Origin of the sequence: Alteromonas australica (assembly GCF_000730385.1) — a bacterium.
Taxonomy (GTDB): Bacteria; Pseudomonadota; Gammaproteobacteria; order Enterobacterales; family Alteromonadaceae; genus Alteromonas; species Alteromonas australica.
In genome coordinates, this window is record NZ_CP008849.1 from 3423904 (window position 1) to 3439883 (window position 15980).

Sequence of the window (15980 nt, forward strand, 5' to 3'; positions counted from 1 at the left end):
CCAAACAGAATAATACCGCCCATCCAAAGCTTTGTGACCATATCAACACTCATTTTTTCTCTCCTCGTTTGTTTATCATTGCGTGTATCACGATGAAAAACAAAGTGATGGAAGCAATGGTTACCAGTGATGTTAAAAACAACTCTGCCGCTAAGTTCATGGTACCTCCTAACCCGCGAATGCCATGGATTTAGGCTTCTTAGCAAATAACGCTGGGTGGCAATTTTTAGCCCCAATGTTCCCTAGTAGGGTAAACCCAAAGGCGACGATGGCCACAACGTGTGCGTTTTCGAGCATCGTTAGGCCTAAATAAGCTTTAAGTGGTGTAAAAGACCATAGCAAGTTAACAAGCCAACTAGACAACAACACCAACTTGGCTACCCCTACACTTCTTTTCCAAAATAACCCCGCCACAATGATAAAGAAGAAAGGCACTAACCAAGCAAACAGCCAAGTAATCGCTAAAATAACGTTAGGATGGAAAAATAACGTCATCAACGCAGCCACAAAGCCAATAGTGATAATGGTATAGCGAATGAGTTTTTTCTCTGACTCTGGAGTTAGCGCCGCTTTTAAGTGCAAGCCAACGATGTCTTTGGCGAAGATGGTAGCGGGCGCAAGGGCTGACATTGCAAAGGTAGATAACAAAGCACCTAAGAACCCTGCTTGCAGCAGCACCACTAACCAGGTAGGCAGCAAATTAATGATTAATGCCGCGCCAGCCAACTTTGGACCTAGTTGAGCAAACTCGGGAATGGTGGCTGCCGCAATACCCACCAGCACTGGGAATACACCGAATAGACCATTAATAGGTGCGGCTATCCACAATGAACGCTGTATGGTTTTTTCATCTTTGGCAGACATCGCAGCCTGCATGCCTTGTTGATTCACGGATTGAGAAAATACCACTGAAAATATGGCAGCGAGGGCAAAACTCACGAGCAAATCAGGTTTACTGAGAATAGACAACTTAAAGGCTTCATCACGGTTTTCATAATGTTGCACCACCCCTTCCCAACCATCAGGAAGTACATATGCGAGGTAAATACCCGCCGTAATGACCGCCACATACATCACCACCGCATTGACCAAATTCACCCACATGGTTTGCTTTATTCCGCCCATGCAAACATAGGCGGTACCAATGGCTGCCCCAATCACTGCGCTCCAGCCTAGTGGCCAGCCAGACATGGCGGAAATGCCAATACCCAGTGTTTGGGCTTCAAGCGTGACCAAACCAAACACCACCATAGCGGCAACGCAGGCGGTATAAATTCGTAATTTTTTGTTGTACAACTTACCGATAAGTTCAGGGATAGTGGCCGTGCCTGTTCGACGAATCCAGCGCCCTGTACCTAAGCAGATCACGCATAATAGTATGGTATGTGCGAAGCAAAACCAAAGCGCCACAGCCCCCAGAGAAAATGACATTTCCATTAGGCCGTAAACATGTGCAGACCCTAAATAGGTAATGGCAATCGTGACTGAGAACATGGCCACGCCCGCATTACGCCCACCTAGCGCCATATCCGTTACTTGCTGTTGTTGTGACGTCCGCCAGCTGAGATATTTGCCAATCCCACCGATGACGATAATATTGTACGCAAGCACCAGTACTAAAATGGTATTCATGGTGACCTCTTATTTCTCTTCTTATCAACTCAAGGTTATGACGTTAGCGCACCCATTACCCGGCAGTGCATCCACCATCAACATAAATAACTTGGCCGTTGATAAAGTTCGATGCGGAAGCTGACAACATCATCACTAACCCTACCATATCTTTCGTTTCAGCCACCCTTCCCATAGGAAGCCGAGCTAAAAAGGGCGCAATTCTATCTGGGTCTTCACAGATTTCTTGTGTTAACGGCGACTTGATTAATGTTGGCGCTATGGCGTTGATATTAATAGCAAAGCCTTCTTTTACACCTTTTATCGACCATTCTGTTGCTAACTGCTTCGTTAAATTATCTATGGCAGCTTTAGACGCCGCATAAGCGGTATAGCCATCAGGGTGACCACAAAAACCACGTACTGATGAAGTATTCACAATTTTGCCGTGTCCTTGCTTCATAAAATACTTACCGAACTCTTGGCAAGGTATCAGTGTCCCTGTCACATTGACCGACATAACATGTTCAAATTTATCCTCAGGCATTGCTTCTGCAGGTGCCCTAAACGCCATTCCGGCGTTATTAATCAACACGTCGATGTGCCCATACTTGCGATCAATTTCACCCACCAAGCGACTAATAGATGTTCGGTCTGTTACATCACTACTGTAAGCCACACAACTTCCCTCAGTGCCTTGCGTTGACGCCACCACCTCATCTAACGTGGATGAGTTGCGGGCGGTCACGATGACATGAGCACCGTGTAATGCAAAAGTGCGAGCATAAGCGGCACCTAACGTGCCATTACCACCAGTAATCACCACTACTTTGTCTTTCACATTGAATAAATTGAGAGCAAAATCATCACTCCAAGAATCTGTCATAGCCATGGGCTGTCCTCTACTCATTTTCACAGGTTAGTTGGTAACATCTTCACCAAATTAAGACGTTGAAAATGTCACCAACACAGTGGCAACGCGATTGGTATTGTTTTTCAGCTTGCGCCCTTCATTAGGGTATATCGCCACAGAGTCGCCTGCGTGTAATACCGTAGCGTGATTCTTTTCATCAATCACCGTTAGCTCGCCGTCAATGACGTAGTACGATTTTTCGAACTCTGCGCCAAAGGTGCCTGTTTGGTATTGCATGTTGGCGCCACCATTTGGTAGGAAATAACTCAACCCTTGCCAAAATTTGGTTAACCCTGTTTCTTCTTCGCCCTGTATTTTGAGGGCAACCATGTCGAAATGGGCCGGTGGGTTGTATGGTTTTATGTCTGAAAGTGAAACAATTTTCATTACCCTGTCCTTAAAAATCGACGTTATCTTTGCCTTTTAGCCCCAGCATAGAGCGGGTCTCTTCTGGTGTGGCTATCTCTAACGAGAACTCGGCCAGAACCCGCTTAATTTTTTCAACTTGTTGTGCGTTGCTCTGTGCCATTTGCCCCTTCCCAATGAACAAACTGTCTTCAAGACCTACACGAACATTGCCCCCCATTAAGGCGGTTTGTGTAGAAAACGGCATTTGGTTTTTCCCCGCCGCTAATACTGACCATTGATAGTCATCCCCAAATAAACGGTCGGCAGTACTTTTCATGTACATCAGGTTTTCTTCATCCGCCCCTATTCCACCTAAAATGCCAAAGATAGTTTGAATAAAGAACGGGGGCTTCACCAAACCTCGGTCTGCAAAGTGGGCCAGGTTGTAAAGATGTCCTACGTCGTAGCATTCGTGCTCAAACTTAGTGCCGTGCTCAGACATAATCGTCATGATTTTTTCAATGTCACGAAAGGTGTTTCTAAAGATGAAATCGTCACTATTTCGTACATAATCCTCTTCCCAACTGTGCTTCCACGTTTTATAACGCGAGGCCAAGGGAAACATTGCAAAGTTGATGCTGCCCATGTTAAGCGAGCACATTTCTGGTTTTACCTTCATTGCACACGCCAAACGCTCTTCCACAGACATGGTTGGACTACCGCCAGTAGTAAGATTAATCACCGCATCAGTGTGTTGTTTTATTTCGGGTAAAAACTGCATAAATACGTCTGGGTCGCCCGTAGGTTGGCCCGTATATGGGTCACGCGCATGCAGGTGGATAATGGACGCACCGGCATCGGCAGCCTTTACTGACTCGTTAGCAATTTGCTTGGGGGTAATAGGCAGCGCATCAGACATAGTGGGCGTATGCATAGCCCCGGTGACAGCGCACGTTATAATAACTTTTTTGTTCTTTTTCATTGCTCTATCCTCGCTGTTTGGTCACGTTCAATAGGTAAGTATTAAGATTTTCTCTCACCTTCTGGATACTGTTGTCATCCCAAGATAAAAACCCCTGCCCCGTTTTCACTCCGAGGGTATTTTTAGCCACTCGTTGCTGTAAAACCGGCGAAGGGGTTTTATCGGTATTTAAGCTTTGTAGAATGACGTTGTGTATATCGAGGGTGAGATCTAGCCCAATGAGGTCGGCATTTTCGATAGGGCCAAGTTGAGGCAGGCGCAGCCCAAAACTGTTCTTAACCACTACGTCCACATCCTCTGCTGTGCAAACGCCATCGTTGATGAGCGCGATGGCTTCGCGCCACAATGCGTGCTGCATTCGATTACCTACAAATCCTGGCACATCTTTTTTCACGTGGACCGGCTTCTTACCAACGAACGTGAGCAGCGCCATCATTTTTTTAATGACATCAGTGCTGCTTTTTTCACTTTCCACAACTTCGACTAACGGCACTAAATAAGGCGGGTTCCACCAGTGCGTACCAACCACTTGGTTTTGAAAATCCAATCCATCGAAAATATCCTTAATAGGGATTACCGACGTGTTACTGGCAACGATGGCTGTAGACTTAATAAGGGGCTGTATTTGCTGGAATACCTCTTGTTTTAAGGAAAGCTTCTCTGGTACCGCTTCTATAATGACGTCGGCATTCGCCACTGCGGCTTCGATATCACTGACCACACTGATATATTGGGTAGCAGAGATGTCGCCACCCATACTTTTAATGCCGTTGGTTATCTTAGATAGCGCTGTATCTCTCGCCTGTTCAAAGGGGTCAAATAAAAGCACCGACACCTTGTGGCTGGCAAATACCTGAGCTATACCGCAGCCCATCAAACCCGCCCCTAAAACAGCAACATTGGTTGACTCGAACATGGTGAAATCCTAAATAAAGTTAGTGGGAGGCGCTAACTTGCCGAACCTCCTTCAATGTTTTACTCGCTTTCGCCACTTTCTATTCGGAAAGAACCTGAACGGTCTATCATCGCTACAAGTCGGACAATACAACCATCACCGCCTTTCCAACGCCACGGAAAAGCCGCAATAGTACAGCGCTTGCCTGTCACTTTATCCAACTCGCCACCGACATTTTCAATGCCGCATATACCATTACTTAAAAGCGCACGGTGGCAAGGCTCCCAATCAGGGAAGTCATCGATAATTGCACGCCCACCAGAATGTTCTTTGTATTCTTGCTCTAAATGAGGAATCAGTGGACCAGGACCATGAGGCCCAATTGCCGTACCTAAAGGGTGGTCAAGCGCTTGCACGTCGATACCCACCATTTTTACTTTTTTCTTAGCTAGCCACTCGCCGGCTTCTTTATAAAGGCCGGGGCCATAATGATAATATTCAGAAGAGTCTGCGTAGGTGTGATGCCACCCTGTATTAATGATAACGATATCGCCTTCTTGAATAGCGGGGGTTGCATTCTCCAAGTCTTCGGCCGTAATCACTTCCCATTTTTTCTTCGGAATAGACACCACAACACCTTTCCCGAAGAAACGGGGGAGCGGCATTTGATCCATAAAAGGTGTGCCTTCAACTACATGAGCTGGCGCATCTATATGTGTACCCGAGTGCATAACCGTTGTAATACGCTGAGTAAGCACACCAGATTTAGACATACCATGCAGGCGTTCAATCTTTACGTCTTCAAAATATGGCCAGCAAGGCTGCCCTAATCCCCATTCATGACTAAGGTCATAAAACTCCAGACCCGTGTCGTTATTCACATTCTCTTCTTGAATCATGCTGTCCATGTCTTGCTTCGAAATTTTATGAACTCGCTTTATGTCATTAATCTTCATCTTGCTACCCATATTGTGATACATGTTAACCGCAATATGAAACTATCAACATAAAATGAACGTGTCAACAACATATTTTTTACATGAGAAAATATGAAAAATGATAATTAACGCAATAAATTCATGAATTTAATATTTAAACAATCAAAAAAAACCTTAACACCTGAAATGCAAATAACTTTTTATTTACATTTTTAACATATTCTATTGACAGGATGGGCGAATGAGTTGTAGCGTAATTATTGAACAATACAGGTGTATCACATTGTGGTAACAACAAAGGACAAAGTAATGTCTATAACAAACTTGGGGAAACCTGGTATGACGAAATTCAAGTGCAGCACACTCACACAGGCAATAATACTCAGTTGCTCAGCAGCGATATCCCACTCTGCGGTATCTCAAGAGCAAGTAGATGAACAGCAAAAAAGTAATGCTAAGTTGGAGGTTATAGAAGTTACCTCTCAAAAACGCACCCAAACGTTACAAGAAGTGCCTGCCACTATTACCGCTCTGCCCTCAGATGAAATAGAGAAATATGGCGTAGATGATCTCTTTGAAATTGCCGACTTAGTCCCTGGCATGGTGTTTTCTCGCGCACCTGACGACGGCTTAGCCCTAACCCTAAGAGGCTTAGGCACCCCAGCCAGAACGCAAAGCTTTGACCAGTCTGTTGCACTGTTTCAAGACGGCATGTTTGTAGGAAAAGGGCGCATGTATTCCGCCGCTTTTTTTGATGTTGAGCGCATTGAAGTGATAAAAGGAACCCAAAGCACCCTACTGGGAAAAAATACCAGCTTAGGTGCCATCAGTATTGTTAGTCGCAAGCCTACAGATGAATTTGAAGCCAGTATTAAAGGGGGCATTGAGGTCGCCAATGGAGGCTGGAATTTAGACGGTGCTATCAACCTACCCGTTAGTGATGATTTCAGTTTGAGAATAGCGGGACATGCAGCAGATCAAGACGGCTGGGTAGAAAATATTGCTACTGGTCGAGATGTACCGGAAGACAGCGACCGGGGGTTACGTATTACTGGCCTTTATACCCCATCGGATACACTCACTATTACAGGTGCGTACCAACATTCTACCGGTGAACGTATTGGTAACGCCTATCAGTATGTGGATAACGGTAATTATTTTACCGAAGACGTTATCGACATTATTGGTGAGGCGCAATTAGACGATACAAAAAACGCTTGGTGCGACGAGTGCAAATACAATGAAAGCTATCACGACACCACCGTAGACGCTTTCACCCTTACCATAGAAAAAGAAGTGGGTGAGTTAATGCTTACCTCGGTGACTTCTACGGCGAACTACGACATTCTTTTTTATGATGATTTTGATTTCGGCAGTGCGTTTGACGAAGTTACCTATGTGACAACCGGAGACGTTGAATACTACAGCACATACTTCAAACGTGTTGAAACCTATGATCAATTTTCACAAGAATTGAGACTGGCCTCAGAAGGCCGCGACGATTTCGACTTTATGACAGGTCTTTTCTACTTCAACAGTGATTGGGACTCTCTAGAAGAACAGTTCTTTAACACCCCCAATTTCCCCCCTGGAGATATAAGCGGTGAAATATTCAATGGTTCATTCGGCAACGACTTTAAGCAACAAACAGAAACGCTTTCTGTGTTTGCTCAATCGGATATATACCTTTCTGACGATCTTACTCTTGCGGTAGGTTTACGCTATACCGATGAAAGCAAAGATGTAGAGTTTGATCGCATTCAAGGTGACTTACAAACCCTATGGAACACCGTTATTAACCCACCTTTCGAGTCGGAGTTAGACTTTGAAGACAGCTTTTTAAACGGCAATGCTTCGTTAAGCTATAACTACGATCGCGATACTACGCTATATGCATCTTATGGCGTTGGAAGCAAAACCGGCGGCTTTGCTGAATCTGCTGAAGTCACTAGTGGCGACCCCTCATTAGATGTATCTGAAGGAGGGGCACGGGTGAAATCGGAAGAAGCTCATACGTATGAAGCAGGTGCAAAATTGGTGTTACTGGATCAAAGTGTGAACCTAAATGTCGCTATATTTTATACTGAAATTTTCGATTTTCAGGAAACCTCGTTTCTCGTTACCGACTCAAGCGCTGGCTTTTTAACCCAAAATGTGGATGTTGAATCCACAGGTTTTGAACTAGATTCCCTTTATCAAATTAACGATGATTGGCGTATATCTGCCGCCGTAACATACGCAGATAGTGTTCACAAAGACGACGGCTCAGACTTAGCACAAGCGCCAAAATGGACAGGCAACGTAGGCTATTCTTATATTACAGAACTAGGCGTTAAGGATTTGCTATTGCTAAGTTCAGGCACCCTTCGCTATCGTGACGATATGGTAAGCCAAATAAATGAAACCTACCCTTCGGATAGCCTCACTACGCTAGATTTCTCTATTGGCATTGAACCCTACGATGGGGTGTGGAACTTACGACTGTCAATTCAGAATATCACTAACGCCCGTTCAGCGGATTTCAGCAGCCCACCTGCCGCCCCGATTGGCGCCATACTTGGCGCGCCAACCGGCGATCAAGGCATTACCGCAGAAACGCTAAACCAACAACGTATGATTAATTTACAGTTTGCTTATAACTGGTTCTAATTAAGTTACCTTTAACCATAAAGGCCACATAAATCAGACAAAGGGGCGCATTAAAGCAATCGCCCCTTTTTTATTTGGGCAATCTTTAGTCAACCGACTACAGATAGATAAAAAAAGTGTTGTATGACGGCTCACTATCGCTATAATGCCCCACATCAGCGCTATGTTGATGCACAGATAAATGCCAGAGTGATGAAATTGGTAGACATGACGGATTCAAAATCCGTTGCTAGAAATAGCGTGCCGGTTCAAGTCCGGCCTCTGGTACCATCTCTTTAAATAGAGAGCAAACCGACCTTTGAGTCGGTTTTTTTGTGCCTAAATTTTTCGGTTATAAAAGTATTTTTAGGGCTATTTTTATAATCTTATATCCAGCCTAACACTCTAAGGAAATGGAATGGCTAACTGGGAGCTATTTTTCCTCAGTCCCTTATAGCGAGCTTTGATAAACCAAACTGACATTTGATAATGCGAAACGGATGCTTCACCTTTGCGCGGAAACGAATTTCTCTTCACCATGCAATAGGTTTTTCATCTGGTTCAGGTCATGCTCATTGGCGGCGGGAGTCATCAGCGTGTGAGTCATCATCACAACCACAATCCGACAGCCATTGATTAGCGGTTTTGAACAACTTGCGAGTCAGTTTGTGTTTACCAGTAACTGTCGGAAATTCATTATGGTGGCACGCTCTGGAATAACTTTATCCAGTGACAATTTTGCAAACTGGCGCATTGAGGCAATTTCATACAGTGCGTCTTCCATTGCTGCATGCAATGAATGCAGTACATGGTTTCTAATGAATAGGGACGCCGACCGTTGCCTGTTTTGGGATAGTGTGAGCTAATTATTTGCAGCTCATGCGGCCCATTACTGTAATTTTATTGCCCCAAAAATGCTGGGCGCTCCCTCAACCCAGCAGGCAAAAAAGTAGATTCTATTCAACGTCTATCTCACCCTCTTCTATCGCTACCTCTCGGCGAGCTTCTACATAGGTTTTAATCGCCCAAAGTGTTTCTTGATCTAATATTGGCTCAGATTGCCCTTCTGGAATACCACCTAATGCAGGCATGCCCTTTGATGACCCGAAGCGAAGTCGTTCCACAAACCATTCGTCATCTTCCATACTTTCTGGATCAAGCAAACGGAGGTCTGGGTTGATGCCACCTGATTGAGCATGAAGACCATGACAAACTGCGCAGTTATTTGAGTAGGCTGACTCACCAAATTCATAAACTTTTTTATGGGTTTCTTCATCTAAGTTACGATAAGGGTTTTGGAAAACCCAACCGTCTTCAGACTCATCACCACCGGTAATTTTTTGCATTTCAGAGCTATCTGCACCTTGTGGTGTCACGTTGCCATGTGCAGCTAATTTACCTATGCCTGCGGTCATAAAAAGCGTGATAAGTAATAGCGATACTTTCATTTTCATCATTCGTACATCCTAATAAGCTAATGATAAAATTATACTTAATGTGATATTTGGGGTAACTCTACTTTGGTTTTGAAAGGCTCCTCCTTTGGGAGGATAAAGGTTAATACTCAAATAAAAAAAGCCGATACCTAATTGGGCGTCGGCTTCTTTTGTGCTTTTAACTTGTTAGTTTTTAGCGACCTGTTCGTAGCGTTTCGGCAACTTAAATGTCCATACCGTCCCACCTTGATTTAGGTGCTTAATGCGCTTAGCCACTTCACCACCCCAAAGAGGTACTGCGCCGCCCCAGCCTGATAATACCGACACGTATTGTTCACCTTCCATCTCCCAGGTTACAGGCGATCCTACAATGCCTGAACCAGTTTGGAACTTATAAACCATCTCGCCGGTTTTATCGTCAAAGGCCATTAAGTAACCCTCAGGGTTCCCTGTCCAGACTAAACCGCCCCCCGTAGTCATTACTCCCCCCCACAGTGGCGCAAAGTTGTTATAACGCCACACTTCTTCACCCGTTTTGGGGTCAATGGCGCGAAGTACACCAATATAATCTTCGTTTACCGATTTAATCGTAAACCCTGCGCCTAAGTAAGCTGCGCCCTTCTTATACGAGGTCGTTTCGTTCCAAATATCCATTTCCCATTCATTTGAAGGAACGTAGAATAAACCCGTGTCTGGCGAATACGCCATCGGCATCCAGTTTTTACCACCTAAGAAGGCCGGCCGAGCCACTACCATAGCCCCTTTTTTGCCATCGTCAGACAAAGACGGATTGCCTGGACGGGTTTCTTCAATGTAAATAGGGCGACCATTCTTATCTAAGCCTTTTGCCCACGTTAGTTTGTCCACGAATGGAAAGCCTCGGATAAAGTCACCGTCTTCACGATTTAATACATAAAAGAAACCGTTTCTATCCGCTGTTGCAGCAGCTTTCACCGTTTTACCCGACTCTTGATAATCGAAAGAAATAAGTTCGTTTACACCATCGAAATCCCAACCATCATGAGGCGTAGTTTGAAAATGCCACACAATTTTGCCAGTTTTTGGATTGATAGCTAAACGAGACGACGAAAAATAGTTATCTCCAGGGCGAAGGTGGGAATTCCAAGGTGATGGGTTACCCGTACCAAAGAACAACAAGCCTGTGTCGGCATCATAAGTACCACCTAGCCAAGTTGCTGCGCCGCCTGTTTTCCAAAGATCTGCTGGCCATGTTTCACCCGGCGCGCCGCCAGAAATACCATTTTCGGTTTTTTTACCCTCTTTCCACATATATCCCATGTGGCCTTCAACAGTAGGTCTTACCCAAATTTGTTTACCGGTTTTTGCATCAAACGCATATACCTTGCCCACCACCCCAAACTCGCCACCCGAGTTTCCAGTGATGACCATTCCGTCAATAATGATGGGCGCGGCAGTAATGGAGTATCCCGCTTTGTAATCTTCTACTTTTTTCTTCCACACCGTTTTACCCGTGTCTTTATCAAGCGCTACTAACTTGGCATCTAGGGTGCCAAATATCACCAGATTGTCATACAAAGCGACCCCGCGATTAATGACGTCGCAGCATGGCATAATACCGTCGGGTAAACGCGCCTCGTACTGCCACAATTCCTCCCCTGTCATGGCATTTATCGCCCATACTCGTGAATAAGACCCGGTCACGTACATGACACCATCTTTTACCATGGGCTGAGATTCTTGACCACGTTGCTTTTCGCCGCCAAGTGAAAATGCCCAAACAGGGCGAATTTCTTCAATGGTATCTTTGTTAATAGCCGAAAGCGGGCTATAGCGCTGCGCGCGTAACCCCATACCGTAAGATACGATATCATCGGTTGTGGCTTGGTCGTTTTGTATATCTTTGTCGGTCACGTTAGCTTGAGCAGGAGCAATAGCACCAGCACAAACCAATAAAGCTAAGGCAATTCTTTTTAATGGTAGTTGTTTATTCATAACGTTTCCTAATTGCGTATTGGCCATGAATGGATCTGACATGCAGACTATTCGATAGATTTAGAATAGCGGTGCACAATGGCTATGCCTATGGAACGGCTGAGTGATTTGTCCCCTCCTTTAGTAGGAGGAATTGACAGGACATATGCCTGAAAAATCGACACGCTACGGGTTAATAGCGTAGTAAGCAGGCATTTCGTAAGTGGCATGATATTGACTAAAAATGTGCGCGATTTTTCCGCTTTGTACCATCTCGGTGATCACATCGCCCACCTCGTAAGCAAGAGTTCTATAGTCGTTATGAACGGCTATTCCCAAGTCCCACTTTTGCTTCCCAATTAAGGGGAATGCATTGTCAGCTAACTTAAATTTTTTGTTGTCGATAAACTGTGCTAAATAACTAATTTGAGTACGAAGCCCCATAACGGCGTCAATTTCACCTTGTTTCATAGCATCGATAGCAAGTTCATTACTGGCATACTGAGAGGTATTTTTCCGTAACCTACCGCCAAAGGCAGATGTAAGATAAAAATGAGGGATACTGTCGATTTCTGCACCAATTGAATGGTACTGAAACATTGCCATGGTCTCTACTTCAGGCAGTCGTTCCGTATTGTGAATAATTTGCCAGCTTTCTTGCTGGTAAGGCGCGAACATATGTACCAACTCGTTTGCCAATAGACCAATATCATCACGCTTTTGAGAAAACGTACGATCGTAAGGTGCTCGCATCATCAAATCCGCTTTTACTTTGTGGATGATGTGCCCTTTCCACAAAAAATTACGAAAATCGTCTTCAGTAGTTTCTCCTGGGGTCATCCAAGTGATGACTAACTCTACGTTTAACTTTACGGCAATTTCTTTCGCTATATCAACGTCTATTCCTTTTGCCACGCCCGCTTCGATATAGGAATAAGGGGGGTAATCATCATAAACCGCAATGTTAATTTTGTTACTTTCAATAATGTCATCGAACGAGAGGGCGTCCACTTCAATGCTGAATAAGTACAGTAAAAACAACGGGGAAAATAGGGTGATTCGAGATTGAGACACGAGTTGAAACTCTCTTAAAGCTAGATGCTTTAAATACTAATGCGCGGCTGAGTTTTCTCGAATGCTACTTTAGCGCCATAGCTTTCCTCCTTTAGGAGGATGTTATTCGGGAAAAATGCCATATACCCTTTTTGTATCGCGATTTACAAAAGGCACACTTTTGAAAAAAGTGTGAAAAAAGTGTGAAAAAAGCCACCCGCAGGTTAATGGATAAAACAAAAGTATGGGTTTCAATATCAACCATACTACTATGCGCATCAGCCGTGCACACCAACGTTCACGCTCAAACTAAGGGCCAATCTAACGCCCAACCTCACGCTACCAATATTGTCTACATTAACATGGCGCGCCCAGTACCGGCCGGCACTCCCTTGTATTTGGCTCGCCCGAATAACGAAGGGATTGCGGGCGCGAGTATTGGTATTGAAGACGCCAATATAACCGGAAGATTTTTGGGCTATTCGTTGTCACTTACGCACCTCAGTCCATTGGCTAGGCGCACGAATAATAACGCTGTTGCTGAGTCTTCAATCTTTGATTCAGCGACAACTGCCGCAATTGCACATGCGGCTGTGATACTCATCGACAGCCCAAATACTCAGTACCATTTAGTCACCAATGCGGTGGTGCGTATCAACCCCAATGCATTAGTGTTTAACGTCGCTAGTGGCAACGATGCATTTCGCCACATGCACTGTGAGTTTCAAGTGTTACACACCTACCCTAGCCATCAAATGAAGACCGATGCCCTTGGCCAATGGCTTCGTACTAAGCGCTTGAGTAATGTACTTACCGTGCACGGAGTCCATGAGAGTGACCAAGCCTATTTAAATGCATTTTTGCGTACAGCGAAGAAATTTAAACTCAATGTCGTTGAAACTAAAACGTGGCAGGCAAGCTTCGATTTACGCCGCTCAGCATTTTCTGAGATTCCCCTTTTTACCCGCACCCAGAAACCTTACGAAACCGTTTTTGCTGCCGACACGCAAGGGCAGTTTGCCTATAGCTTACCCTTTAATACTCACTATATTGTACCTGTAATAGGCTCTGCAGGATTGAAGCCCGTAGGATGGCATTATACCCATGAGCAATGGGGCGCAAGACAACTACAGAATCGTTTCCTAGCAAAATTTTCTCGTACTATGAATGAAGTCGACTTTGCCGCTTACGCGGCCATTATCGCCGTATCGACCGCCTTGCAAAAAACCAAGAACAATGGCGCTGATATCCAATCATCTCTAACGGGCACTCCGCTATTTAAGACATTAGTTGATGAGCAACTAAGTATTGCCGCATACAAAGGACGACCATTAACTTTTCGCGAAAGCACTCACCAACTGCGTCAACCCATTGCATTAGCACACGAAGAAGGTCTAGTGATCCATGCCCCCCTACCTGGCTTTTTGCACCAAATTGACGAACTAGACACCTTAGGTGACACCATGAAATCTTGTAAGGACTCATCATGATTGCTCGCTTTGTAGCCACAGGCTTTTGGTTAATCGGCTTTTGTGCTATCAGCCATACGATACACGCACTACCTCAAGCGTACGTAACCAATGAAAAAGACAATACCTTGTCAGTCATTGATATGAATACGTTTGAGATAACAGATACGCTTGATATAGGCGAACGACCAAGGGGCTTTATATTAAGTGCCGACCAATCTCACGCTTACATTTGCGCTTCAGATTCAGACCGTATTCAAATTATCAACTTAAACACGCATGAAATTGTGGGCGACCTGCCATCAGGTGAAGATCCTGAAACCATTGCTCTTCATCCCAACGGCACCACCATTTACACAGCGAATGAAGATGATGCACTACTTACCGTTATCGATATTCCCTCAAGTCAGGTGATTGCTCAGATAGATGTAGGGGTTGAACCTGAAGGCTTGGCTGTTAGCCACGATGGAAGCATGATGGTAGTCACATCAGAAACCACCAATATGGTGCACTGGATTAATACCAACACCCACGAAAATATTGCTAATAGCTTGGTAGATGCCCGCCCCCGAGACGCCCACTTTACTCACAACGACAAATATCTCTGGGTAAGCTCTGAAATTGGCGGCACTGTCACCATATTCGATACCCTGACTAAACAAAAAATGAGAACACTTTCTTTCGCCGTTAAAGGCGTGTATCGCGACAAAATACAACCCGTGGGTATTTTGCTGATGAAAGACTCCCCTTACGCGTTTGTCGCCCTTGGGCCTGCAAATCGTGTTGCCGTGGTGAATACCGACACGTTTGAAATAGAAAAGTACATTCTTGTAGGCAGACGAGTTTGGCAGTTAGCGTTCAATCAAGACCAATCACTATTACTTACGACCAACGGTGTTAGCGGCGATGTTTCGGTTATCAATACTGAAACATTTGGTGTTGAGAAAACGATTAAGGTGGGTCGTTACCCATGGGGAATTGCCGTTAAATGGAAATAGACATTCAAGGAGTGACTCACTCTTATGGCAAAGTAACAGCCCTTAGTGACGTATCACTTACCCTTAACTCGGGTTTCAATATTTTACTTGGCCCTAACGGCGCGGGTAAAAGTAGCTTATTCGCCCTGCTAACGGGGTTAGAACGGATTGGGCAGGGAAGCATCTATTTTAATGGCTGCACTATCGTGCAAAATCGAGCGTCAATTATGAAACGACTCGGGGTAGTATTTCAGCAAAACACCCTGGACATCGATCTTACTGTGAAGCAGAACTTATCTTACTTTGCCTCGCTTCATGGGTTGAATCCAATAGAATCGATTTCACGCATTCATACTTTATTGTCTGAACTTGATCTTAGTGATCGTCTCGACACCAAAGTGCGCAGTTTAAATGGCGGCCATAGACGTCGAGTTGAGCTTGCAAGGTGCCTTATCCATCAACCCACCGCCTTGTTGCTTGATGAACCCACGGTGGGGTTAGACGTAGCCTCGCGCAGGTTAATACATTCTGTAGTACACGATTTAGCCCTCAAGCAAGGTGTCACGGTTTTGTGGGCCACGCACTTATTTGAAGAAGTGTATTCCAAAGACCCGCTTTCCATCTTACTTAATGGTCAACTCATAGAGCATGACATATGTTCGGCTTTACTTGGAAAACATCACGTCGAGAATGTTAATCAACTTTGGGATGTACTTATTTATGCCAACTAACACCAATACATTCCGTAAATTGATACCAATCTCAGGGAACAAATGA

The 15980-nt window shown here is 44.7% G+C and carries 13 protein-coding genes, 1 tRNA gene and 1 pseudogene; 5 read left to right on the plus strand and 10 right to left on the minus strand.

The annotated features are described in order from the left end of the window. Nucleotides 1-168 precede the first annotated feature (168 nt). The 6 genes from EP13_RS15000 to EP13_RS15025 are packed head-to-tail and all read right to left on the minus strand — an operon-like array spanning nt 169 to nt 5705. Nucleotides 169-1632, minus strand: a complete 1464-nt coding sequence (locus tag EP13_RS15000) for a sodium:solute symporter family protein (RefSeq protein ID WP_052364440.1) — start codon at nt 1630-1632, stop codon at nt 169-171. A gap of 55 nt (nt 1633-1687) precedes the next feature. Further along, the gene (locus tag EP13_RS15005) at nt 1688-2503 is read right to left on the minus strand and encodes an SDR family NAD(P)-dependent oxidoreductase (RefSeq protein ID WP_052364441.1); all 816 of its coding nucleotides are present in this window, start codon (nt 2501-2503) and stop codon (nt 1688-1690) included. A gap of 51 nt (nt 2504-2554) precedes the next feature. Beyond that, nucleotides 2555-2911: a cupin domain-containing protein gene (locus EP13_RS15010; RefSeq protein ID WP_044057994.1), complete on the minus strand. Its 357-nt coding sequence runs from the start codon at nt 2909-2911 to the stop codon at nt 2555-2557. A gap of 10 nt (nt 2912-2921) precedes the next feature. Next, complete coding sequence (locus EP13_RS15015; RefSeq protein WP_044057995.1) at nt 2922-3854, minus strand: BKACE family enzyme; 933 nt, start codon at nt 3852-3854, stop codon at nt 2922-2924. Between the two features lie 4 nt (nt 3855-3858). Further along, entirely contained in the window at nt 3859-4770 is a 912-nt protein-coding gene (locus EP13_RS15020; protein WP_044057996.1) for a 3-hydroxyacyl-CoA dehydrogenase family protein, read from the minus strand. Between the two features lie 59 nt (nt 4771-4829). Continuing rightward, complete coding sequence (locus EP13_RS15025) at nt 4830-5705, minus strand: cyclase family protein (RefSeq protein WP_044057997.1); 876 nt, start codon at nt 5703-5705, stop codon at nt 4830-4832. Between the two features lie 321 nt (nt 5706-6026). Between EP13_RS15025 and EP13_RS15030 the strand changes: the two genes are divergently transcribed. Both EP13_RS15030 and EP13_RS15035 read left to right on the plus strand, forming a co-directional pair. Continuing rightward, on the plus strand, nt 6027-8336 hold the full coding sequence (locus EP13_RS15030; protein ID WP_044059046.1) for a TonB-dependent receptor: 2310 nt from the start codon (nt 6027-6029) through the stop codon (nt 8334-8336). A 183-nt stretch (nt 8337-8519) separates the two neighbouring features. Next, nucleotides 8520-8606 (plus strand) — tRNA-Leu (locus EP13_RS15035). 114 nt (nt 8607-8720) lie between these two features. Here the strand turns inward: EP13_RS15035 and EP13_RS19135 are convergent. The 4 genes and pseudogenes from EP13_RS19135 to EP13_RS15055 all read right to left on the minus strand — a co-directional run. Further along, nucleotides 8721-9191, minus strand: a pseudogene (locus EP13_RS19135) (transposase); the annotation flags it as partial. Between the two features lie 80 nt (nt 9192-9271). After that, nucleotides 9272-9772, minus strand: coding sequence for a cytochrome c-550 PedF (gene pedF, locus EP13_RS15045; RefSeq protein WP_231497877.1), 501 nt, complete (start codon nt 9770-9772; stop codon nt 9272-9274). Nucleotides 9773-9937: 165 nt separating this feature from the next. After that, nucleotides 9938-11725: a PQQ-dependent methanol/ethanol family dehydrogenase gene (locus EP13_RS15050; RefSeq protein WP_044057998.1), complete on the minus strand. Its 1788-nt coding sequence runs from the start codon at nt 11723-11725 to the stop codon at nt 9938-9940. A 165-nt stretch (nt 11726-11890) separates the two neighbouring features. After that, a complete protein-coding gene (locus EP13_RS15055) occupies nt 11891-12763 on the minus strand; it encodes a substrate-binding periplasmic protein (RefSeq protein WP_197035964.1) in 873 nt (290 codons plus the stop codon). A 197-nt stretch (nt 12764-12960) separates the two neighbouring features. On the opposite strand from EP13_RS15055, the gene EP13_RS15060 reads away from it, so the two are divergent. The 3 genes from EP13_RS15060 to EP13_RS15070 are packed head-to-tail and all read left to right on the plus strand — an operon-like array spanning nt 12961 to nt 15934. Next, nucleotides 12961-14247: a type 1 periplasmic-binding domain-containing protein gene (locus EP13_RS15060; RefSeq protein ID WP_231497878.1), complete on the plus strand. Its 1287-nt coding sequence runs from the start codon at nt 12961-12963 to the stop codon at nt 14245-14247. Further along, entirely contained in the window at nt 14244-15224 is a 981-nt protein-coding gene (locus EP13_RS15065) for a PQQ-dependent catabolism-associated beta-propeller protein (protein ID WP_044058000.1), read from the plus strand. The genes EP13_RS15060 and EP13_RS15065 overlap by 4 nt, the downstream gene beginning before the upstream one ends. Next, nucleotides 15215-15934, plus strand: coding sequence for an ATP-binding cassette domain-containing protein (locus EP13_RS15070; RefSeq protein ID WP_044058001.1), 720 nt, complete (start codon nt 15215-15217; stop codon nt 15932-15934). Before EP13_RS15065 ends, EP13_RS15070 begins: the two co-directional genes overlap by 10 nt. The last annotated feature ends 46 nt before the right edge of the window (nt 15935-15980 follow it).